The 20,446-nt window shown below is 69.1% G+C and carries 18 protein-coding genes and 1 pseudogene; 8 read left to right on the top strand and 11 right to left on the bottom strand.

Features of this window, described 5'->3' with window-relative positions; translation table 11 throughout:
- Window positions 1–421: 421 nt before the first annotated feature.
- Window positions 422–1,789 (bottom strand): 30S ribosomal protein S12 methylthiotransferase RimO, encoded by a 1,368-nt coding sequence (gene rimO / locus AC11WY_RS14390; RefSeq protein WP_482926674.1) that lies wholly within the window; start codon window positions 1,787–1,789, stop codon window positions 422–424.
- 243 nt (window positions 1,790–2,032) lie between these two features.
- Between rimO and AC11WY_RS14385 the strand changes: the two genes are divergently transcribed.
- From AC11WY_RS14385 to AC11WY_RS14375, 3 genes are all read left to right on the top strand, one after another.
- Window positions 2,033–3,304, top strand: coding sequence for an OmpP1/FadL family transporter (locus AC11WY_RS14385; protein ID WP_482926672.1), 1,272 nt, complete (start codon window positions 2,033–2,035; stop codon window positions 3,302–3,304).
- Window positions 3,305–3,462: 158 nt separating this feature from the next.
- Entirely contained in the window at window positions 3,463–5,403 is a 1,941-nt protein-coding gene (locus AC11WY_RS14380; protein ID WP_482926670.1) for an AsmA family protein, read from the top strand.
- Window positions 5,404–5,495: 92 nt separating this feature from the next.
- Complete coding sequence (locus AC11WY_RS14375) at window positions 5,496–6,389, top strand: DMT family transporter (protein ID WP_482926668.1); 894 nt, start codon at window positions 5,496–5,498, stop codon at window positions 6,387–6,389.
- Between the two features lie 32 nt (window positions 6,390–6,421).
- Here the strand turns inward: AC11WY_RS14375 and AC11WY_RS14370 are convergent, their stop codons facing one another.
- The 6 genes from AC11WY_RS14370 to AC11WY_RS14345 all read right to left on the bottom strand — a co-directional run bounded on the left by AC11WY_RS14370 (window position 6,422) and on the right by AC11WY_RS14345 (window position 11,222).
- On the bottom strand, window positions 6,422–6,916 hold the full coding sequence (locus tag AC11WY_RS14370; RefSeq protein WP_482926666.1) for a DUF1993 domain-containing protein: 495 nt from the start codon (window positions 6,914–6,916) through the stop codon (window positions 6,422–6,424).
- Between the two features lie 108 nt (window positions 6,917–7,024).
- Window positions 7,025–7,951, bottom strand: coding sequence for an ornithine carbamoyltransferase (gene argF, locus AC11WY_RS14365; RefSeq protein WP_482926663.1), 927 nt, complete (start codon window positions 7,949–7,951; stop codon window positions 7,025–7,027).
- Between the two features lie 78 nt (window positions 7,952–8,029).
- On the bottom strand, window positions 8,030–9,205 hold the full coding sequence (locus AC11WY_RS14360; protein ID WP_482926661.1) for an acetylornithine transaminase: 1,176 nt from the start codon (window positions 9,203–9,205) through the stop codon (window positions 8,030–8,032).
- A 225-nt stretch (window positions 9,206–9,430) separates the two neighbouring features.
- Window positions 9,431–9,982 (bottom strand): hypothetical protein, encoded by a 552-nt coding sequence (locus tag AC11WY_RS14355; RefSeq protein ID WP_482926659.1) that lies wholly within the window; start codon window positions 9,980–9,982, stop codon window positions 9,431–9,433.
- Between the two features lie 157 nt (window positions 9,983–10,139).
- Window positions 10,140–10,547, bottom strand: coding sequence for a VOC family protein (locus AC11WY_RS14350; RefSeq protein WP_482926657.1), 408 nt, complete (start codon window positions 10,545–10,547; stop codon window positions 10,140–10,142).
- A gap of 69 nt (window positions 10,548–10,616) precedes the next feature.
- The gene (locus AC11WY_RS14345; protein ID WP_482926655.1) at window positions 10,617–11,222 is read right to left on the bottom strand and encodes a hypothetical protein; all 606 of its coding nucleotides are present in this window, start codon (window positions 11,220–11,222) and stop codon (window positions 10,617–10,619) included.
- A 285-nt stretch (window positions 11,223–11,507) separates the two neighbouring features.
- Between AC11WY_RS14345 and AC11WY_RS14340 the strand changes: the two genes are divergently transcribed.
- Window positions 11,508–12,116, top strand: coding sequence for a GcrA family cell cycle regulator (locus AC11WY_RS14340; RefSeq protein WP_482926653.1), 609 nt, complete (start codon window positions 11,508–11,510; stop codon window positions 12,114–12,116).
- Between the two features lie 162 nt (window positions 12,117–12,278).
- On the opposite strand, the pseudogene hrpB reads toward AC11WY_RS14340, so the two are convergent.
- Together hrpB and AC11WY_RS14330 are read right to left on the bottom strand one after the other, a co-directional pair.
- Window positions 12,279–14,740, bottom strand: a pseudogene (gene hrpB, locus AC11WY_RS14335) (ATP-dependent helicase HrpB).
- A 4-nt stretch (window positions 14,741–14,744) separates the two neighbouring features.
- Entirely contained in the window at window positions 14,745–15,473 is a 729-nt protein-coding gene (locus AC11WY_RS14330; RefSeq protein WP_482926651.1) for a DUF3108 domain-containing protein, read from the bottom strand.
- Between the two features lie 144 nt (window positions 15,474–15,617).
- Between AC11WY_RS14330 and meaB the strand changes: the two genes are divergently transcribed.
- From meaB to AC11WY_RS14315, 3 genes are all read left to right on the top strand, one after another.
- A complete protein-coding gene (gene meaB / locus AC11WY_RS14325) occupies window positions 15,618–16,628 on the top strand; it encodes a methylmalonyl Co-A mutase-associated GTPase MeaB (protein ID WP_482926649.1) in 1,011 nt (336 codons plus the stop codon).
- 72 nt (window positions 16,629–16,700) lie between these two features.
- Window positions 16,701–16,988: a 50S ribosomal protein L28 gene (rpmB, locus tag AC11WY_RS14320; RefSeq protein ID WP_482926647.1), complete on the top strand. Its 288-nt coding sequence runs from the start codon at window positions 16,701–16,703 to the stop codon at window positions 16,986–16,988.
- A 207-nt stretch (window positions 16,989–17,195) separates the two neighbouring features.
- Window positions 17,196–17,666 carry a 2OG-Fe(II) oxygenase gene (locus tag AC11WY_RS14315; RefSeq protein ID WP_482926645.1) on the top strand — a complete coding sequence of 157 codons (471 nt, stop codon included), beginning with the start codon at window positions 17,196–17,198 and terminating at the stop codon, window positions 17,664–17,666.
- 92 nt (window positions 17,667–17,758) lie between these two features.
- Here the strand turns inward: AC11WY_RS14315 and AC11WY_RS14310 are convergent, their stop codons facing one another.
- Window positions 17,759–18,061 carry a hypothetical protein gene (locus AC11WY_RS14310; RefSeq protein WP_482926643.1) on the bottom strand — a complete coding sequence of 101 codons (303 nt, stop codon included), beginning with the start codon at window positions 18,059–18,061 and terminating at the stop codon, window positions 17,759–17,761.
- A gap of 238 nt (window positions 18,062–18,299) precedes the next feature.
- Window positions 18,300–18,506 (bottom strand): heavy-metal-associated domain-containing protein, encoded by a 207-nt coding sequence (locus tag AC11WY_RS14305; RefSeq protein WP_482926641.1) that lies wholly within the window; start codon window positions 18,504–18,506, stop codon window positions 18,300–18,302.
- Window positions 18,507–18,641: 135 nt separating this feature from the next.
- Here AC11WY_RS14305 and lepA point away from each other — a divergent pair, with 135 nt between their 5' ends.
- Window positions 18,642–20,441, top strand: coding sequence for a translation elongation factor 4 (gene lepA / locus AC11WY_RS14300; protein WP_482926639.1), 1,800 nt, complete (start codon window positions 18,642–18,644; stop codon window positions 20,439–20,441).
- Window positions 20,442–20,446: the final 5 nt, after the last annotated feature.

Below are 20,446 nucleotides of genomic sequence, written 5' to 3'. Positions count from 1 at the left end.
GGCATGAGCACGAGTCCGTCCGAAAACCAGCTTGCCGCCATGACGGCGGCTGCGAAAGCCCGAAACCGGAGCACTTTGCCCGAACGCAGCCTCACCGCAACGATCAGGCAGCCAAATCGGCGCAGCCGAAGCGCTTGATCAGACGTTCCTCTTCTTGTCTGGGGGCCGGTTGTATGAGTTCCCTTGTCGAAGGTTCACATAGTAGCCCATCGTTAGAAGGACCACGGCGAGAATTGCTGCAACGAAGAAAATGCAAGCTGCCGCGACGAAGCACCAAAGAAAGGCCTTTGTCGTAGCGGTAAATGCGATTAGGGCTGCAGCAATCGAGCTGTTGAGGATGAATATAGATTTCAGCGCCTCAAGCGCGAATTTGTTCCCTTCGGACCAATGAAAATGTGCTTCATTGTTCATTCTAGCGCCCTCACTCCCTCCGCCCCCAGAGATCATACTCCCCCGCCTCCTCGACCGTGACCGTCACCAGATCGCCCGGCGAAAGCCCCTCGAAGCCCTCGTCGATGAACAGGTTGCCGTCGATCTCGGGCGCGTCGGCCTTGGTGCGGCAGGTGGCGCCTTCGGCGTCGACCTCATCGACGATCACCTGCAGGCGCTGGCCGACCTTCGCCGCCAGCTTCGCCTCGGAAATCGCTTGCGCCTTGGCCATGAAACGGTCCCAGCGGTCCTGTTTCACCTCGTCGGGCACGTGGTCGGGCAGCGCGTTCGAGCGGGCGCCCTTGACGTTTTCGTACTGGAAGCAGCCGACGCGATCCAGTTGCGCCGCGTCCATCCAGTCCAGCAGGGTCTGGAACTCGGCTTCCGTCTCGCCGGGGTAGCCGACGATGAAGGTGCTGCGCAGCGTGATCTCGGGGCAGACGCTGCGCCAGGCCGCGATCTCGTCGAGCGTTTTCGCCGCCGCCGCCGGGCGGGCCATGCGGCGCAGCGTGTCGGGGTGGGCGTGCTGGAACGGGATGTCGAGGTAGGGCAGCACCAGCCCTTCCGCCATCAGCGGGATCAGATCGCGGACGTGCGGGTAGGGGTAGACGTAGTGCAGCCGGACCCAGGCGCCGAGGTTGCCCAGATCGCGCGCCAAGTTGGTGATGTGGGCGCGATGGCCGCGATCTTCGGCGTGGCGGATGTCCACCCCGTAGGCCGAGGTGTCCTGCGAGATCACCAGAAGCTCGCGCACCCCGGCCTCGACCAGCTTTTCCGCCTCGCGGATCACCGCATGGGCGGGGCGGCTGACCAGACGGCCGCGCATGTCGGGAATGATGCAGAACTTGCAGGCGTGGTTGCAGCCCTCGGAAATCTTCAGATAGCTGTAGTGGCGCGGCGTCAGCTTGACCCCGGTGGCGGGCATCAGGTCGATGAAGGGATCGGGCGACGGCGGCACGGCGGCGTGGACGGCGTCCAGCACCTGTTCGTATTGCTGCGGCCCGGTGACGGCCAGCACGCGTGGATGCGCGCCGGTGATGTAGCCCGGTTCCGCGCCAAGGCAGCCGGTGACGATCACCCGGCCATTTTCGGCCAGCGCCTCGCCGATCGCATCCAGGCTTTCCGCCTTGGCCGAATCGAGGAAACCGCAGGTGTTCACGATCACCGCATCGGCACCCTTGTAGTCGGGCGAGATGGCATAGCCCTCGGCGCGCAGGCGGGTCAGGATACGCTCGCTGTCCACCAGCGCCTTGGGGCAGCCAAGCGAGACCATGCCGATCGTCGGCTGGCCCGCGCGACGGTCGTCGGGGATCATGGCGTGAACAAGGTCGGGGCGGAGGCTGGGCGGGTTCTGGGTCATCGTCGGCATATAAATCCGGGCGCGGCGCTTGGAAAGGGGCGGCGCGGCGCGACTCCCCCCGTTATGGTGGCCGGAAAGTCGCGTTCCGCGCGCGCCGGTCACAAAGCAACAAAAAAACATTACCGATTGTGCATCCTTCGTGTCAGCATCACGACAGAGCGACCCGCAGCGAGGGTGCGGGAGAGGTGTCGGCGCCGCAGGACGGGGCGGCATCGGGACAAGCAAGACGACTGGGAGGGACGAATGACAGGACTCTACAAGGCGCGTCATCTGATCGGACTCGGCGCGGTTGCCATGGCGCTGGCGGCGCCACCGGCGTTTGCGACGGCGGGCTATTTCGCGCTGGGCTACAGCGCGGTGCAGCGTGGCCAGGCCGGCGCAGGCGTGGCAAACGGCGAAGACGCAATGTCGAGCGCGATCAACCCGGCCGGCGTTGCGACGGTCGGCAACGAGATGTCGATGGGGCTGCAACTCTTCGCGCCGTATCGCGGCTATACCGGCACCGGCACCTATTTTGTCGCGCCCGGCACCAATAACAGCGGCAAGAACCTCTTTCCGGTGCCGAACTTCGCCTACAACAAGGTGCTGGCGAACGGCGCGCGGCTGAACTTTGCCGCCTACGGCAACGGCGGGATGGATTCGAGCTATCCGGCGGTGGTGAACCCGAACTGCGGCGGCGGCGCGGGCGTGTTCTGCGCCGGCAAGGCCGGGGTCGACCTGGAGCAGCTTTTCCTCTCGGTCACCTATGCGCAGAAGATCGGCAGCGTCGCCTTCGGCATCTCGCCGACCCTGGTGGCGCAGGGCTTCAAGGCCTTCGGGCTTGACGCGTTCAAGGCCAATTCGATGGACCCGGCAAACATGACCGGCAACGGGCGCCAGTGGGTCTATGGCGCGGGCCTGCGCGCCGGTGTGCAGGTCGACCTGACCAAGACGCTGCGCTTTGGCCTGAGCGCGCAGACCAAGATGAGCATGGGCAAACTGACCAACTATGCCGGTCTTTTCGCCGATGGCGGCGCTTTCGACATTCCGGCCTCGGCGACGGTCGGTCTGGCCTGGGATGCGACCAAGGACATGACCGTGATGCTGGACTACCAGCGCATCTGGTATTCCGGCGTCCCGACGATCGCCAACCCGTTCCCGAACGGGATGAACCCGCTGGGCGGCGTGAACGGCCCCGGCTTCGGCTGGAAGGACGTCGGCGTCATCAAGCTGGGCGCCGCGTGGCGGTCGAGCCCGACAATGACCTGGCGGGTGGGTTACGCCTATTCCACCAACCCGGTGCAGTCGAGCCAGGTGACGCTGAACATCCTCGCCCCCGGCGTGGTCCGCAATCACCTGAGCGCGGGCGGAAGCTGGAAGATGAACACGCGCGACACGCTCGACTTCTCGCTGGAATATGTGCCGACAAGCAGCGTGACGGGCAACGAGATGACGCCGATGGGGCCGACGCCGGGCACCGTGAAGCTGTCGATGCACCAGTTCGCCATCACCGTCGGGTGGAAGCGCACCTTCTGAGGTCGCCCCACCCCGGCACTTCCTGCCCCCCGTGCCTGCCCCGGCGCGGGGGTTTTCATTGGCGCGGGCGGAATCCCGCGCCCGGCCCGGCCGGGAGGTTGAGCGAAACGCGATTCCGGGGCAGACTTGCCGCGATCACCCTGTCGTGAAGAGGCCCCATGCGCTGGCTCATCCGTCTTGTCGCCCTGATCGCGACCCTTGTCGTGGTGGCGGTGGCGGCGCTGTTGCTGATCCCGGCCGACCGGATCGCGGCGATTGCGGCCGCGCGGTTCGCGGCGGCAACCGGGCGGCAGATGGTCATTTCGGGCGGGGTGCACCCGACGCTCTGGCCCGAACTGGGCATCCGCACCGGAGCCGTGCAGATCGCCAATGCGCCCTGGTCGAAAGCGGGCCCGATGCTGGCGGCCGAGGGGCTGACGGTGGGGGTGGACCCGGTCGCGCTGCTGTCGGGCACGGTGAAGGTGGCGCGGGTGGACCTGATCGCGCCGAAGATCGTGCTGGAACGCAGCAAGGACGGCCACGGCAACTGGGAGATCGGCGGCAGCGCCCCGACCTCTGGCGCCCCGGCGCCCGCAGGCGGGGGAAGCCTGCCCGCCGTGACGATCGACCGCGCGTCGATCACCGGCGGGTCGGTCACCTGGGTCGACGATGCGGCGGGCACGCGCCAGACGGTGGACGGCATCGACGCCAGCCTGACCCTGCCCGACCCGGCGGGGCCGCTGGACCTGACGGCGGCGGCAAAGGTGAACGGCCAGCCGGTCTCCCTGACGCTGCACCTCGACAAGCTGGCGGCGGTTGCGGCGGGACAGGCGGCGCCGGTCGTGCTGACGCTGGGGGCGGGCGGCTCGACGATCGGCTTCACCGGCACGGCGGACCCCGGCACGCTGGCGGTGCAGGGTGCGCTCGATGCCGATCTGGGCGACCTGCCCGCGCTCTTCGCGGCGGTCGGGATGGCCGCCCCCGCCTTGCCGCCGGGCCTTGGCGCCAAGCGGATCGCGGCCAAGGGGGTGCTGACCGCCGGGGCGGAGGGCCGCGCGACGCTGGATCGGGCGACCCTGACGCTCGACGGCAACAGCCTGACCGGGAAGGTCAGCGTGACGACGGCGGGCGCGCGGCCGAAGCTGACGGCGATCCTGTCGGCGGGCAAGCTGGACCTGAAGGCGCTGGCGGGCGGCGGGGCGGGCGGCAGCGCGGGCACCTCCGCCGCGGGCTGGTCAAAGGCGCCGATCGACGCCAGCCCGCTGTCGCCGGCCGATGCCGAGGTGACGCTGGGCGCGGCGGGGCTTGACCTTGGCACGGTGGTGCTGGGCCAGACCGATGTGGCGCTGCACCTGGTGGCGGGCAAGGCGTCGGTGGGGCTGAAACAGGTTTCGGCCTATCAGGGCAGCATCACCGGGCAGATCGTGGTGGATGGCAGCAAGGGGCTGGCGGTCGCCGCCGACCTGACGGTGACGAATGTCGCCCTGCAACCGATCCTGACCGATTTCGCGGGCTACAAGCGGTTGCACGGCACCGGCACGGCGAAGTTCAGCCTGCAGGCGGCGGGCGGGTCGGTCGACGCGCTGATGAACGCGCTGGCGGGCAGCGGCTCGATCAGCTTCGGGCAGGGCGAGCTGGACGGGTTCGATCTGGCCGGGATGCTGACCCACCTCGACCCGAACTACATGGGCGCCGGGGCCAAGACGATCTTCGACTCGATCACCGCCAGCTACACGGTGAAGGCGGGTGTGCTGTCGAACAGCGATCTGGCCTTCAAGTCGCCGCTGCTGGACGCCTCGGGCACCGGCACGGTGGATGTCGGCGGCCGCACGCTCGACTATACCGTGACGCCGGTCGCCTTGCAGGGCGTGGCGGGGGCGAACGGGGTTTCGGTGCCGCTGAAGATCTCGGGCGGATGGGATGCGCCGAAGTTCGGGCTGGACATGAATTCCGCCGTCGGCCAGCAGATCGACGCGCAGAAGAAAAAGCTGGAGGACAAGGCGCGGGCCGCCGCCGAAAAGGCGCTGGGCCTGCCCGCCGGGTCAACCGGCGACAGCGGCACCAGCCTTCAGGATGCCACCAAGCAGGGTGTGCTGAAGCTGCTGGGTGGCGGCAATTAGGGCGACCCTTCCGGCATGGTGTGGTGTCGCTTGACAGGTCGCGCCTCGGCGTGAACATCTGGCGAACATCATTCGCCGGAGGTGGGCGCGTCGTGGCAACAGACACGGGCTGGCGAGATCTTGCAGCCACGCAACGGGACTATCGGCTTGGCCTCGCGCTGGTCACCGGTTCGGCCGTTGCCTGGAGCACGGCCGGGTTCTTCACCCGTCTGATCCCACTAGACGGGGCGACGCTGCTGGTCTGGCGCGGGTTGTTCGGCGGGATCGGTTTGCTGGTCCTGATCATGGTGGTCGAGCGGCGCGGGGTCATCGCTGCGCTGCGATCCATGGGCCTGCCGGGGCTTGGCTTTGCCGCCGTCTCGGCGCTGGGGATGGTCTGCTTCATCACCGCGCTGCGCCACACCACGGTGGCGCATGTCGCGGTGATCTATGCCACCGCGCCCTTCGTCGGTGCGACCCTCGCCTGGGCGGTGCTGCGCGAGGCGCCGGGACGCGGCGCGGTGCTGGCCAGCCTCGTCGCGCTGGCGGGGGTCGCGGTGATGGTCGGGCTGGGGCGCGAGGGGCGGCTGACGGGCGATCTGCTGGCCCTTGGCATGACCGCCTGCATGGCCGCGATGATGGTCATCACGCGGCGGTTTCCGGGGATTGCGGTAATGCCCGCCGCCGGCCTGTCGGCGCTGCTGAGCGCGGCGGCGGCCTGGCCCTTTGCCGATGCCGCAGTGCCAAGCGGGCCGAACCTCGCGCTGCTGGCGGCGTTCGGGCTGGTCAACTCGGCGCTCGGGCTGGCGCTTTTCACGTTGGGCGCGCGGCGGCTTGCGGTGATCGAGACCGCCCTGATCGGGTCGCTGGATGCACCGCTGGCGCCGATCTGGGTCTGGCTGGCCTTTGGTGAAACGCCCAGCCGCGCGACGCTGGCGGGGGGCGTGATCGTGTTCGCGGCGGTCGGGTTGCATGTGCTGCACGCCGGGCGCCGGGCCGACGCCTGACCACCGCGGCTGCGACGGTCAGGCCGGGACGGTCAGGCCGCGCCGATGAAGTCGGCCTTGCCGAGTTCGACGCCGTTGTGGCGCAGGATCGCGTAGGCGGTCGTCATGTGGAAATAGAAGTTCGGCACCGCATAGCCTGACAGGTAGGCGGCGGCGGGGAAGCCCATCTCGCGTCCGCCCGCCTTGATGGTGATCGTGCGGTCCGCGGCCTCGGCGTAGCTTTCGGCGGTGAAGCCCGCGATGAAGTCGAGCGTCCTGGCGATGCGGGCATGCAGTTCGGCAAAGGTCGTTTCGGTGTCGGGAAAGCTCGGCACCTCGGCGCCCGCCAGACGGGCCGCGGCACCCTTGGCGTGGTCGCAGGCGATCAGCACCTGCCGGGTGAAGGGCAGCATATCGACATAGAGCCGCTGCGACAGCATCACGGCGGGGTCGATCTTCTTCGCGGCGCAATGCGCCTCGGCCTTGGTCAGGATGGCGTCGAGCGCCTTCAGCGAACGCGTGAAGGGCGGAATGATGTGGTCGTACATGGTGGTGTCTCCCTGGGCCCGGCGGCGGTGCGGGCGCCTGTTGCGCCTTGCGGGCCGTGCCGGGCAGAACATGGCGCAAACTCCGGCGGGCGCAAGCCCCCCGCGCGATCAGACCCCCAGACACCAGCGCATCACGGCCTTTTGCGCGTGCAGCCGGTTCTCGGCCTCGTCGAACACCACCGAATGCGGGCCGTCCATCACCGCGCTGGTGACCTCGTCATCGCGGTGGGCGGGCAGGCAGTGCATGAACAGCGCGTCCGGCTTGGCGCGCGCCATCAGCGCCTCGTTCACCTGATAGGGGCGCAACTGGTTGTGGCGGCGTTCCTTCGAGGACTGGCTGTCGTGCATCGAGACCCAGGTATCGGCCACCACCAGGTCGGCGCCTTCGACGGCACGGGCGGGATCGCGCTCGATCGTGATGCGGGCGCCCTGCTTGCGCGCGAGGCCGACGAAGGCGGGTTCGGGGTCCAGCGTTTCGGGGCCGGAAAAGGTGAAATCGAAGCCGAACTGCCCCGCCGCGTGCAGCCAGGAGGCGCAGACGTTGTTGCCGTCGCCACACCAGACGATCTTGCGCCCCGCAATGGCGCCGCGATGTTCCTCGAAGGTCATCACGTCGGCCATGATCTGGCAGGGGTGGGTGCGGTTGGTCAGGCCGTTGATGACCGGCACGGTGGCGTAGTCGGACATCTCCAGCAGGGTCTGTTCCTCGTAGGTGCGGATCATGATCAGATCGACATAGCGGCTGAGCACGCGGGCGGTGTCGGCGATGGTCTCGCCGTGGCCAAGCTGCATGTCGGCGCCGGACAGCACCATCGTCTGCCCGCCCATCTGGCGCACGCCGACATCGAACGAGATGCGGGTGCGGGTCGAGGGTTTCTCGAAGATCAGCGCGACCATGCGGCCGGCCAGGGGCTGGCTGTCGTCGGGCGTGCCCTTGGGGCGGCCGTTGCGGGCCGTCTTCATCGCGCGGGCCGAGTCGATCATGGCGCGCAGGTCGGTGGCGTCGGCCTTGTGGATGTCGAGGAAGTGATTCATTCGGAACGGCTTTCGTTGCGGGGAACGCCGGGGGCTGTCTGCCCCCGGGCCCCCGAGGATATTTTCGCCAAGATGAGATCAGGCGGCTTCGAGCGCGGTGGCGGCGCGGTCGAGGCGGGTGGTGGCCTCGGCGATCTCGGCGTCGGTGATGGTCAGCGCGGGCAAGAGACGGATCACGTTGTCGGCGGCCATCACGGTGAGGACGTGCTGGGCGTAGCCCGCCTTCACCACCTCCGCGTTCGGCGCCTTGCAGCGCAGGCCGAGCATCAGCCCCTCGCCGCGCACGGCCTCGAAAATGGTCGGGTGGGCGGCGACCAACCCTTCGAGTCGCTGGCGGAAGAGTGCGCCCTTGCGGCCGACCTCGGCGAGGAAGGCATCGTCGGCGATGATCTCCATCACCCGGATGCCGACCGCGCAGGCGAGCGGGTTGCCGCCGTAGGTGGAGCCGTGCGTGCCCGCGACCATGCCAGAGGCGGCGTTTTCGGTAGCCAGCACCGCGCCCAGCGGGAAGCCGCCGCCGAGGCCCTTGGCCACCATCATGATGTCGGGGGTGATGCCCGCCCATTCATGGGCGAAAAGCTTGCCGGTGCGGCCCATGCCGCATTGCACCTCGTCGAGGATCAAGAGCACGCCGGTGTCGTCGCAGAGGTCGCGCAGGCCTTTCAGGCAGGCATCGGGCAGCACGCGGATGCCGCCCTCGCCCTGGATCGGCTCCACCAGGATCGCGGCGGTGTGGCTGTCGATGGCGGCGCGCATCGCTTCGTGGTCGCCGAACGGCAGGTGGACGAAGCCGGGCATCAGCGGGCCGAAGCCCTTGACCATCTTGTCGGACCCGGCGGCGGCGATGGCGCCGGTGGAGCGGCCGTGGAACGACCCCTCGAAGGTCAGGATGTTGATGCGCTCGTGGTGACCCTTTTCGTACCAGTACTTGCGCGCCATCTTGATCGCCAGTTCGGCGGCCTCGGTGCCCGAGTTGGTGAAGAAGGCGGTGTCGGCGAAGGTATGTTCCACCAAGAGGTCGGCCAGCCGCTGCTGGTTCGGGATCTGGTAGAGGTTCGAGGTGTGCCAGAGCTTGCCGGCCTGATCGGTCAGCGCCTTGACCAGATCCGGGTTGGCGTGACCGAGCGCGTTCACCGCGATCCCGGCACCAAGATCGAGGTAGCGGGTGCCATCCGCCTCGATCAGCCAGCTTCCCTCGCCTGCGACGAAGGAAAGGGGCGCGCGGTTGTAGGTGGGCAGGACGGACGGGATCATCGGAGCGGTCCTTTCAGGGAAGCCCTAGGGGTGCCAAAGGCTGGGGGCCAAGTCAACGGAAGGATGGGGTTTTGTGCGCCGGGCGCACGGGATCGGCAGGCGTCAGGCGCGGGTGCGACGACGTCGGGGCAGCGCGAAGGGGGCGATGCGGGCGATCATGGGCGCCGGATACCGCAGGCGAGGGCGGAAGTCCACCGGGAAAATCCGGGTTGGGGTCGGGCGGGTTCAGACGCCGTCGAAGGCATCCGACTTGTCGAGCCTGCCGCGGTAGAGCGGGTCGGAGGCCAGCGCGGTGTAAAGCGGGGCGAGGTCGGCATCGGTCAGCGCCGGGGTCTTGAGCGCGGTCATCGCCACGCCCCAGGCGGCGCGCAGCGTCCCGTTGCCGAACGACGGGGTCTTGCCGCCCTGAAACGCGCTCTGGTTGCTGTTATAGTAGAATAGGCACTGCGCGATATAGGCGGCGGCCTCGGACACTTTCACCGTGACCGGGCTGCCGAGGATGTCGAGCGCGGCGTGGATCGACTCGTGCACGATCACCGCCTGGCGGTCGGCGTTGCCATTGGTCGCATCGAAGCCGAGCCGGTAGCGGTTGTGCTTGTAGGAGTAGATGGCGATCCCGGTGCCGAGTTTGGGCGCGTGTTCGACCGTGATCTTGTCGGCCTGCAGCGCCGCGATCACCGGGGTGAAGGTGAGCGGGCCGACGTTGATCGGGCCGAAGCTGTAGGTGAACTGGCTGGCCGCGGGCAGGCCGAGCGTATCAATGACGATGTCTTTCATGGGGTGGCACCCTGGGTTTGAAATGGGCGGGGCGAAATGGTCCTGGCGGAAAGCGGCCGAATGGGCCGACCGGGATGGCGGGAAGAATCCGGGCCCGGATGTTCAAGGGATACCATGTCCGGGCGCAGGTGGCAAAGCGCAACGGGGGCTGGCCGCGTCAGCCCGCGCCCCACAGGCGCGCCTCGCCGATCTCGACCGAATTGCCCGCCGGATCGCGCAGGTAGAGCGAGCGGGCGCCGCCGGGCCAGAGGTGGTCGTGCTCGATCGTCAGGCCGAGGGCGCGGAAATGGGCGTGCCAGTGCGCGATTTCGGCGGCGTCGGCGGCGCGAAAGCAGACATGGCCGGGGCCGAGCGCGCCGTGGCGCGGGATTGGGGTGGCGGGGGATTGCGCGCTGGAAAAGGCCGGGTTGAAGATCAAGAGCATCGAAGGGCCGCAGCGCAGGAAGACGTGCTGGCCAGGGGTTCTGGCGACGAGGGCGAGGCCGAAGACGGTGCGGTAGAACGTCTCGGCCGCGTCGAGGTCATTGGCGTAGAGGCAGGTTTCAAGGATGGCGCTGGCCTGCATCGGGGGCCCTTTCGGCTGGGGCGAGCATAGCAACGTTGCGGCGCCTTTCCCACAAGGGCCAGATGCCGGTCAGACGCCGTCGAAGGCGTAGACGCGATTGAGCCGCCAGGAATAGGCCGGGTAGGCGAAAATGGCGCTCTGCAGGGTCGCGACCGCCTCCGGGTCCGGTGCGGGCAGACCACCGTAGAGCATTTCGCCGATGACGTTCACCGCGGCAAAGAGCACCGGCGACAGCGTCTTGAAATTGGTCCGCATGACGTCCCAGCTTGTTCCTTGACCCCAGGGATTGTTGACCATGACGTACATCGCCTCGGCCAGGTAGGCGAGCGTCTCGGCGTCGATCAGCGGCAGGAAGCCGGCCGCGGTGCCGCCCGCCGACTTCAGGCCGCCGGCCCGGATGTCGAGCGCGGCGTGAACGGCATCGTGGACCATGTCGGCGATGCGGGCGGGATTGCCGTCGGCCGAGCGGAAGCCGAACACAAAGGCATTGCGGCGGTAGGAGTAATAGCCGGTGTCGGTGCCGCGGGTGGTGCCGTGATGCGCCGTGATGTCGCCCTTGGCCAAGGCCGAGCAGACCCCGTTGAACGACGAGGCGTCGATGGTGATGCCGTTCCAGGTCACGTTGACCTGCTGGACGGCGGGCAGCCTGAGGGTGCGCTGAACCATCTTCGCCATCATATCGGATCTCCGCCAACTTCTGGGTGCAGTCCGGCACCCGCGATGCGGAAGACTGCCTTGCAGGCCAAGCCTATCACGGCATTGTGAGAAGCGTTAAAGAATCCCGAGTGCCGCCGCAGCCCCCCGAAACGCGCGGCCCCGCTCCGGGGACGTTGGCGCACCTTGAACTTCGGCGCGCTTGCTTGTATCTCGGTGCGTCCCGACTGATATGGGATGCGAGGGCGCCCGCGCCTCCGGGGCCGCGGGGCACCGGCAAGGCGGGGCCGATGACCGGAGGTTGCCATGTCCTGGACCGACGAGCGTGTCGAGACGCTCAAGAAGATGTGGGCCGAGGGCCAGAGCGCGAGCCAGATCGCCAAGGAACTGGGCGGCGTCACCCGCAATGCGGTGATCGGCAAGGTGCACCGGCTGGGGCTGTCGAACCGGGCGGGCGGGGCGGACAAGGCCGAGGCGGAGGTCGTCGAAGCGGTCGTGCCCGAGGTCGAACCGGCGACGGTGAAGCCGCAGGCGCCGCGCGTGGCCGAGCCGCCGCGCCCGGTCGAGCCGGTGGCGGAACCGCGCGCCGCCGCGCCGCAGGCGGCAACGCTGCCCAGTGCGCCGGTGCCGCTGCGCAAGCAGATCATTCCGGCGGGGCAACCGCTGCCGCCGCAGCCCTCGGCCAACGAGATCAGCCCCGAGGCGCTGGCCTCGGTGCGCGAGGTCGAGAAGAAGGCCAAGCGGCTGACGCTGATGGAACTGACCGAGCGGACCTGCAAATGGCCGATCGGCGACCCGGCGACGGATGATTTCTGGTTCTGCGGGCTGGCGACGGCGCAGGGCAAGCCCTATTGCGAGGCCCATGTGGGGGTGGCGTTCCAGCCGATGTCCTCGCGCCGCGACCGGCGACGGTAGTCGCACGGTTCGGCGGATGATGCGGCGGCCGTCCTTCGGGGCGGCCGTTTTCGTTTTGGGGCGGCGGGAGGGAGAGGGGCGGTCTGCCCCCTCTGCGGCTGCGCCGCATTCACCCCCGAGGATATTTTCACCAATGCGAATGAGGAGATGGGCGCGCCGCCGTCAGGTGCCGCGCGGCTTGGCGCGGGTGGTGGGGTCGGCTTCGGTCGGGTCTTCGGGCCAGGGGTGGCGCGGGTAGCGGCCGCGCATGTCGCGGCGGACATCGGCGTAGCTGGTGGCCCAGAAGCCGGGCAGGTCCATCGTGGTCTGCACCGGTTTCGCGCCGGGTGACAACAGGATGAGGCGGAGCGGCAGGCGTTTGGGGCCGACCGTGGGGTGGGTCGTGACGCCGAACAGCTCTTGCAGGCGAAGCTCGATCGCCGGGGCGCCGCCGTCGTAGTCGATCGGCACCCGGCGGCCGAGCGGGGTTTCGTAATGGGCGGGGGCGAGGCGGTCGAGGAGCTGGGTTTCCTCCCACGTCAGGCTTTGGCGCAACGGGTCAGCCAGGTCAAGCTGGGCGAGGTCGGCGGCGGTGCGGCGGGCGCCGAGGTGGGGGGTGAGCCAGGTGTCGAGGCGGGCCATCAGGCCGGTGTCGGACATGTCGGGCAGGGCGGCGCCCTCGGCGCGCAGGAATTCGACCCGGGCGCGCAAGCGGCGGGCGGCGGTGGAGAAGTTGGCGGCGTCGAGGCCGAGGTCGCGCAATCCATCGGCGGCGGCTTTCGCGAGGGCTTCGGGCGGGGCGTCGGGCCAGGGGCGGTCGTCGAGCACGAGGGCGCCGAACACCTGTTGCTGGCGGGCGGTGACGCGGCGGTCGCGGCGCGACCATTCGACGAGGTCGCGGGGCTGGATCAGCGGGGCAAAGAGGCGGCGCAGGGCGGTGTCGCTGAACGGGATCGCCTGCCGGATGCGGGCTTCGCGTGGGTCGCCGTCGAGGTCGGTGGCGACGATCAGGCGGCTTTGCGCCAGCGGGTCGGCGGGGTCGAAGGCGGCGCCCTTGCCGCCCGACAGCAGGTAGCGCGGCGCCTCGCCGGGGCGGCGCTGGCCGATGCGGTCGGGGTAGGCGAGGGCGGCCATTTCGGCGGGGTCGAAGGCGTCGGTTGTAGCGGGGGCGAGGGCGGCGAGGCGGCGGGCCTCGGCGCGGATGCGCTCGATGGCACCGCGGTCGGGGGCCCAGGGGTGGCGGTCGGCATAGGCGCGGGGGTCGGCGAGGGCAGCGAGGCGCAGGCCGAGGTCGCTGGGGGCGCTGCGGGGCAGCGGGTCGCGGTCGGAGAGGAGCGCGGCGAGGGGAGCGGCGGCCCGGCCCGCCGTCAGCAGCATGTGACCGAGGCGGGGATGCAGCGGCAGCGCCGCGAGGGCCTTGCCGTGGGCAGTGATGGCGCCCGCCGCATCAAGCGCGCCGAGTTCGGCCAGCAGCGCGCGCGCCTCGGCGAAGGCGGCGGGGGCGGGGGCGGTCAGGAAGGCCATGCCACCCGCGTCGCGTGCGCCCCAGAGCGCGAGGTCGAGCGCGAAGGCGGTCAGATCGGCGGCCTCGATCTCGGCGGGCGGAAAGGCGGCGAGGGCGCCTTCCTCGCCGCGGGTCCAGAGCCGGTAGCAGATGCCCGGCGCCACCCGGCCCGCGCGGCCGCGGCGCTGGTCGGCCTCGGCCCGCGTCACGCGTTCGGTGACGAGGCGCTGCATGCCGGAGGCGGGGTCGAAGCGGGCGCGGCGGGCGCGGCCGGTGTCGATCACCACGCGGATATCCTCGATCGTCAGCGAGGTTTCGGCGATGGCGGTGGCCAGCACGATCTTGCGGCCGGTGGTCGCGGGGGCGATGGCGGCGCGCTGGGCGGCGAACTCCATCGCGCCGAAGAGGGGGCGGACGGTGCAGCCGGGGGGCAGGCGGCCCGCGAGCAACGACTCGACGCGGCGGATCTCGCCCTCGCCGGGCAGGAAGACGAGCACGCCGCCGTCGGTTTCGGCCACGGCCTCGGCGATCAGGTCGGCGGCGGCGGGTTCCAGCCTTGTGCCGGGGCGCTGCGGGCGATCGCGCCAGCGGGTTACCACCGGAAAGGCGCGGCCTTCGGAGGTGATGACGGGGGCGTTCAGCAGGGCGCCCACGGGTTCGGCGTCAAGGGTCGCCGACATCACGATCAGGATCAGGTCGTCGCGCAGGGCCGCGCGCACCTCGCAGGCGAGGGCAAGGCCGAGGTCGGCGTTCAGCGAGCGTTCGTGGAACTCATCGAAGATCAGCGCGCCGACGCCCGTCAGCGCGGGGTCGGACTGGATCATCCGGGTCAGGATGCCCTCGGTCACCACCTCGATGCGGGTGGCGCGCGACACTTTCGCCTCGCCGCGGATGCGGTAGCCGACGGTCTGGCCGACGGCTTCGCCCAGCGTCTCGGCCATCCGCTCGGCGGCGGCGCGGGCGGCGAGGCGACGGGGTTCCAGCATGACGATGCGGCCGGGAAACCCGGCGTCGAGCAGGGCGAGCGGCACGCGGGAGGTCTTGCCCGCGCCGGGGGGGCTTGCAGCACGGCGCCGCCGTGGGCCCGGATCGCGGCGATCAGTCCGGGCAGCGCCGCGTCGATCGGCAGGGGCGCGCGCACGGCCCTAGCGCCGCTTCAGGCTCGCGCTGCCGAAGATCGAATCCATCTCGATCTGGTCGACCTGGACCTGCCCGTCGGCGGTGGGGGCGTAGGTCACGCGGAACGGGAAGGCCGGGTGGGCCATGTCCTTGGCGGAATAGCCCGCGACGCGGCGATATTCGCCCTTGCAGGTCAGGGTGTCGCCGCTGCCATCGGCGGGCGAAAGCGTGAGGCTGGCATGGCGGGTGCCGTCGTACATGGCGATGGAACCGGTGCAGGCCTGCGCTGCGGGCATCGCGCGCATGGTTTGATAGATCGCGGTCAGTGTGTCGACCGTGCCCGCTTGCGTGGCGGGGGCGAGGGCCAGCGGGTCGGAATCGCGGGGCCGGTCCCGCAGCAGCGCATTAGGCGTGCCGTCGGTGTAGGTCATGGTCTCGACGTGCTGGTCTTGGCCGGGGTTCGAGGTCAGCACATAGGTGTCGGGGTGCGGCGTGCCGTTGACGATCTTGCCGGTCACCGTCGCCTCGTAGGCCATGGTCTTGACCAGGGCGACAAGGCCCGCGGTGGAGAAGCGGCCGTTGACGGCATAGTAATCGCCGGACAGAACGCCGTTGAAGACGAGGATGCCCGCGCGGAAGCCGCCGACGTCGAAGTCGAAGACCCCGGTGTCGCGCACCTCGGCGGCACCTGCGCCGGGGGCGGCGGCGACCAGCGAAAGGGCAAGTGCGGCGATGGTCCGGCGGAGAAGGGGCATGGGGGGCTCGCGTGTTCGTCCTGCGGGCTGGACATACACCGCCCGGCCGGGGCAAGAAACCCCTCAGGCCGGTCGGTCGCGCGATCTTGCGCGGGGCGGGGCTGGCGTCGGCGGGCGATCGCCGCCGGGAAGGTGGGGGCGGTTATGACCGAGGACGATCTGGCAGAGCGGCTTCGGGCGGGCGACCGCCGCGCGCTGGCCCGCGCGATCACGCTGGTGGAAAGCGCGCGCGCCGATCACCGGGCGCGGGCGGTGGCGCTGCTTGATGCGCTGGGCCAGGGGCGGCAGGCGCTGCGGATCGGGCTGTCGGGCACGCCGGGGGTGGGCAAGTCGACCTTCATCGAGGCCTTCGGGCTGATGCTGACCGGGCAGGGGCTGCGGGTGGCGGTGCTGGCGGTCGATCCGTCCTCGGCCCGCTCGGGCGGCTCGATCCTGGGCGACAAGACCCGGATGGAGCGGCTGAGCCGCGATCCGCGCGCTTTCATCCGGCCCAGCCCCAGTCAGGCGCAGATGGGCGGCGTGGCGCGGCGCACGCGCGAGGCGGTGGCGCTGTGCGAGGCGGCGGGGTTCGACGTCGTGCTGATCGAGACGGTCGGCGTCGGTCAGTCGGAAACGATGGTGGCGGGGATGTCCGACCTGTTCGTGCTGCTGCTGGCCCCGGCGGGCGGCGACGAGTTGCAGGGCGTCAAGCGCGGCATCATGGAGATGGCCGACCTGATCCTGGTGAACAAGGCCGATGGCGATCTGAAGTCGGCCGCGCTGCGCACGATGGCGGACTATGCCGGGGCGCTGCGGCTGTTGCGCCGCCGCCCGCAGGATCCGGAGGGGTTTCCCAAGGCGATGAGCGTCTCGGCGGTGGAGGGCGGCGGGCTGGCGGTGGCCTGGGCCGAGATGCAGGCGTTGGCCGACTGGCGCCGCGCGCAGGGTCATTTCGCGGCGGCGCGGGCGGCGCAGGCCCGCGGCTGGTTCGAGGAGGAGGTGCGGGCGGGCCTGCTGGCGGTGCTGACGCGCCCCGGTGTGGCGCGCGACGCGCTGGCGCAACTGGGCGCCGAGGTCGAGGCCGGGCGGCTGTCACCGGCGGCCGCGGCCGAGAAGATGCTGGCGCGGTTGCAGGGGCGCGCGGACCCGCTTGACCTTCCCCGGGAATCCCCCTAAACGGCGCGGATGGAATTCGGTGCGCCGCCCTCTGCGGTGCCCTCTGCGTTTAAGAGAACAAGGAACACGACAATGTCGCGCGTTTGCGAACTGAGCGGTAAGGGCCCGATGTCGGGCAACAAAGTCAGCCACGCCAACAACAAGTCCCGGCGTCGGTTCTTGCCGAACCTGAACGATGTCACGATGATCTCGGACATCCTGGGGCAGTCGTTCAAGCTGCGCGTCTCGGCGGCGGCGCTGCGCACGGTGGATCACCGTGGCGGGCTCGACGCCTTCCTCGCCAAGGCGAAGGATGACGAATTGTCGGTCAAGGCGCTGAAGATCAAGAAAGACATCGCCAAGGCCCAGGTCGCCGCCTGAGCATTCTCGCAGTGTGCGAAATCGTTGAGGCCCCGCCCCGGCGGGGCCTTTTGCGTTTGCGCGGCTTGGCCTAAGGTCGTTTGCGCGGCGCATCAGGCGGCCAGCCCTTTTCCGGAGTGTCCGACCCTGCTGGCCCCCTGTCCCATCCCCGACGCATTCTCGCCCGAAGACTGCGCCCGCATCATCGCGCTGGTTGCTCAAGGGCCGATGCGCGAGGCGGGCCTTGTGCGCGGGGTCAGCGATGCCGCCACGCGGCGCGCCGAAGTGGCCTGGCTCGACGACTGGCCCGAGGCGGGCTGGGTCACCGACCGGCTGGTGAGGCTGGTGGCGAAGGTCAACCGCGAGCATTTCGACTTTGCGCTCGACGAGTTCGCGGAAAGTGCGCAGGTGGCGCGCTATGGCGCCGAGCGGCAGGGCCATTTCGGCTGGCACGCCGATATCGGCGAGGGGCCGCTGGCGCGGCGGCGCAAGCTGACGCTGGTGGTGCAGTTGTCAGAGCCTGCAGGCTATGCGGGCGGCGGGCTGGAGCTTTGGCCGCACGGCACGGCGCTGGAGGCGCCGCGCACGGTCGGCGCGACGATCCTGTTTCCGGCCTTCGTGCTGCACCGCGTCACCCCGGTAAGCGCGGGCGAACGCTATTCGCTGACGATCTGGGCCCACGGGCCCGCCTTCCGCTAAAGCGAACTGCGTTTATGCTGACTCGGACTTCGCCCGAGGACTTGGGCGATTTCTGATCTCCTCGCGCCGGAAAAACGCAATTCGCCTTGGGCTCAGCCGCCGCAGCGGGCCGCGGCGGTGGTGCCGAAGTTGCTGTAACGCTGCCAGAACGCATTGTCGTCACTCGATTTCGACATGCGGACGTCCTGCGCCTGGTCGGGGTTCTGGAAGAACCCGGCGGCGCGGCGCTGGTCGGCCCCCTGCAGGGTCTGGTCGGCGACCCGCTGGATGCAGCCGCAAAGTGCGGCCGAAGCGTTGTTGTTGCCCGAGCGCAGGCAGGCGGATTCGATTGGTCCGGCCTCGGCCAGGGACGCGCACAGGACGGTCAGCACGAATGCCAACAGGAATATCTTCATCAGTTGCCTCTTTCCGTGATGCCGCAAGGGTTTGTCCCCTGCTGGCGCATAAGCTGTCGATGGCGAAACAATGCCAGCTTTTTCCGGGTCTGACAACGCGACCCTCAGAGATGCGACGATGCGTGCCGACGGTGGCAGAACATGTGCCCGCGCCCGGATGCGGCACAAGATGGGGCGCATGGGCGGCGGCTGTGCGGTCGGGGCGGCGGCGAACAGCTGATTCGCACCGCCCCGCGGGTCAGATCACCGTGGCCGGATAGCCCTCGTCCGCCAGCGCCTTGATCAGCGCCGCCACCGGGGCTGCGCTTTCCACCGCGACGGTGTGCGTGTCGAGGTCGACCGCCACCTTCGCGCCCGCATCCTGGCCCGCGATCGCGCGTTCCACCACCGCCTTGCAATGCCCGCAACTCATCTCGGGGATCGAAAGTTTCGTCATCTGCGTCATGGCCTGTCCTTTCCTGAGTCTGGCATCGCGCAGACTGCGCCTTCCCGCCGCGGGAAGGTCAAGCCCGAAGCGGCCCCCGGGCCGCGCCCGCCGCGCCGCCTTGACCGGCCTGAAAAACCTGCCATACCGCCGCATATGACCGAGCTTTCCCTGATCCGCAATTTCTCGATCGTGGCGCATATCGACCACGGCAAATCCACCCTCGCCGACCGGCTGATCCAGTCGACCGGCACCGTCGCCACGCGCGACATGAAGGAGCAGTTGCTCGACTCGATGGATATCGAGCGCGAGCGCGGCATCACCATCAAGGCGAACACCGTGCGGATCGAGTATCCGGCGAAGGATGGCAAGACCTACATCCTGAACCTGATCGACACCCCCGGCCATGTCGACTTCGGCTACGAGGTCAGCCGCTCGATGCGCGCCGTCGAAGGCTCGCTGCTGGTCGTCGATGCCTCGCAGGGCGTCGAGGCGCAGACGCTGGCCAACGTCTATCAGGCGATCGACGCGGGGCACGAGATCGTGCCGGTCTTGAACAAGATCGACCTGCCCGCCGCCGAACCCGAACAGGTGCGCGCCCAGATCGAGGACGTGATCGGCATCGACGCCAGCCAGGCCGTGCTGATCTCGGCCAAGTCGGGCCTTGGCATCCCGGATGTGCTGGAGGCCATCGTGACGCGGCTGCCCGCGCCCAAGGGCGACCGTGACGCGCCCTTGAAGGCGATGCTGGTGGATTCGTGGTACGACAGCTATCTGGGCGTCGTCGTGCTGGTGCGCATCATCGACGGCGTGCTGAAGAAGGGCGACCGCATCCGCATGATGCAGACCAACGCGTTCTACGGCGTGGAAAAGCTCGCCGTTCTGAAGCCGCAGATGGTGGACATCGGCGAGCTTGGGCCGGGCGAGATCGGCATCCTGACCGCCAGCATCAAGCTAGTGCGCGACACCCGCGTGGGCGACACCATCACGCATGAACGGCGCGGCTGCCTGGAGGCGCTGCCGGGCTTCAAGCCCGCGCAGCAGGTGGTGTTCTGCGGGCTGTTCCCGGTGGACAGTTCGGAATTCGAGGCGCTGCGGGATGCCATCGAGAAGCTGGCGCTGAATGATGCTTCGTTTTCCTATGAGATGGAAACCTCGGCCGCGCTCGGCTTCGGCTTCCGCTGCGGGTTCCTGGGCCTGCTGCACCTTGAGGTGATCCGCGACCGGCTGGAACGCGAGTATGACATCGACCTGATCACCACCGCGCCCTCGGTGGTCTATCACCTGCACATGCGCGACGGCACGATGACGGAGTTGCACAACCCCGCCGACATGCCCGACCTGACCTTCGTCGACCACATCGAGGAGCCGCGCATCAAGGCGACGATCCTGGTGCCCGACGAATACCTTGGCGACGTGCTGAAGCTCTGTCAGGACCGGCGCGGGATTCAGCTTGACCTCAGCTACGCCGGCAGCCGCGCGATGGTGGTCTACGACCTGCCGCTGAACGAGGTGGTGTTCGACTTCTACGACCGGCTGAAATCGATCACCAAGGGCTACGCCAGCTTCGACTACCAGATCTCCGGCTACCGCGAGGATTTCCTCGTCAAGATGTCGATCCTGGTGAACGACGAGCCGGTCGATGCGCTGTCGATGCTGGTCCACCGCGACCGCGCCGAGATGCGGGGCCGGGCGATGGTGGAAAAGCTGAAGGAACTGATCCCCCGGCACATGTTCAAGATCCCGATTCAGGCGGCCATCGGCGGCCGCGTGATCGCGCGCGAAACGCTGTCGGCGATGCGCAAGGACGTGACGGCCAAGTGCTACGGCGGCGACGCCACCCGCAAGCGCAAGCTGCTGGACAAGCAGAAGGCCGGCAAGAAGAAGATGCGCCAGTTCGGGAAGGTGGAGATCCCGCAGGAAGCGTTTATCAATGCGCTGAAGATGGATGGGTGAGGGAT

This window comes from Solirhodobacter sp., assembly GCF_964715405.1.
The sequence above is the reverse complement of the archived record's forward strand: the minus strand, read 5'-3'. Positions and strand labels throughout refer to the sequence as shown.

Bases quoted from the DNA above. Each gene is read 5' to 3' on its own strand.
- rimO (WP_482926674.1), bottom strand. From the start codon at position 1,789: ATGACCCAGAACCCGCCCAGCCTCCGCCCCGACCTTGTTCACGCCATG.
- AC11WY_RS14385 (WP_482926672.1), top strand. From the start codon at position 2,033: ATGACAGGACTCTACAAGGCGCGTCATCTGATCGGACTCGGCGCGGTT.
- AC11WY_RS14380 (WP_482926670.1), top strand. From the start codon at position 3,463: ATGCGCTGGCTCATCCGTCTTGTCGCCCTGATCGCGACCCTTGTCGTG.
- AC11WY_RS14370 (WP_482926666.1), bottom strand. From the start codon at position 6,916: ATGTACGACCACATCATTCCGCCCTTCACGCGTTCGCTGAAGGCGCTC.
- argF (WP_482926663.1), bottom strand. From the start codon at position 7,951: ATGAATCACTTCCTCGACATCCACAAGGCCGACGCCACCGACCTGCGC.
- AC11WY_RS14360 (WP_482926661.1), bottom strand. From the start codon at position 9,205: ATGATCCCGTCCGTCCTGCCCACCTACAACCGCGCGCCCCTTTCCTTC.
- AC11WY_RS14355 (WP_482926659.1), bottom strand. From the start codon at position 9,982: ATGAAAGACATCGTCATTGATACGCTCGGCCTGCCCGCGGCCAGCCAG.
- AC11WY_RS14350 (WP_482926657.1), bottom strand. From the start codon at position 10,547: ATGCAGGCCAGCGCCATCCTTGAAACCTGCCTCTACGCCAATGACCTC.
- AC11WY_RS14345 (WP_482926655.1), bottom strand. From the start codon at position 11,222: ATGGCGAAGATGGTTCAGCGCACCCTCAGGCTGCCCGCCGTCCAGCAG.
- AC11WY_RS14340 (WP_482926653.1), top strand. From the start codon at position 11,508: ATGTCCTGGACCGACGAGCGTGTCGAGACGCTCAAGAAGATGTGGGCC.
- AC11WY_RS14330 (WP_482926651.1), bottom strand. From the start codon at position 15,473: ATGCCCCTTCTCCGCCGGACCATCGCCGCACTTGCCCTTTCGCTGGTC.
- meaB (WP_482926649.1), top strand. From the start codon at position 15,618: ATGACCGAGGACGATCTGGCAGAGCGGCTTCGGGCGGGCGACCGCCGC.
- rpmB (WP_482926647.1), top strand. From the start codon at position 16,701: ATGTCGCGCGTTTGCGAACTGAGCGGTAAGGGCCCGATGTCGGGCAAC.
- AC11WY_RS14315 (WP_482926645.1), top strand. From the start codon at position 17,196: ATGCGCGAGGCGGGCCTTGTGCGCGGGGTCAGCGATGCCGCCACGCGG.
- AC11WY_RS14310 (WP_482926643.1), bottom strand. From the start codon at position 18,061: ATGAAGATATTCCTGTTGGCATTCGTGCTGACCGTCCTGTGCGCGTCC.
- AC11WY_RS14305 (WP_482926641.1), bottom strand. From the start codon at position 18,506: ATGACGCAGATGACGAAACTTTCGATCCCCGAGATGAGTTGCGGGCAT.
- lepA (WP_482926639.1), top strand. From the start codon at position 18,642: ATGACCGAGCTTTCCCTGATCCGCAATTTCTCGATCGTGGCGCATATC.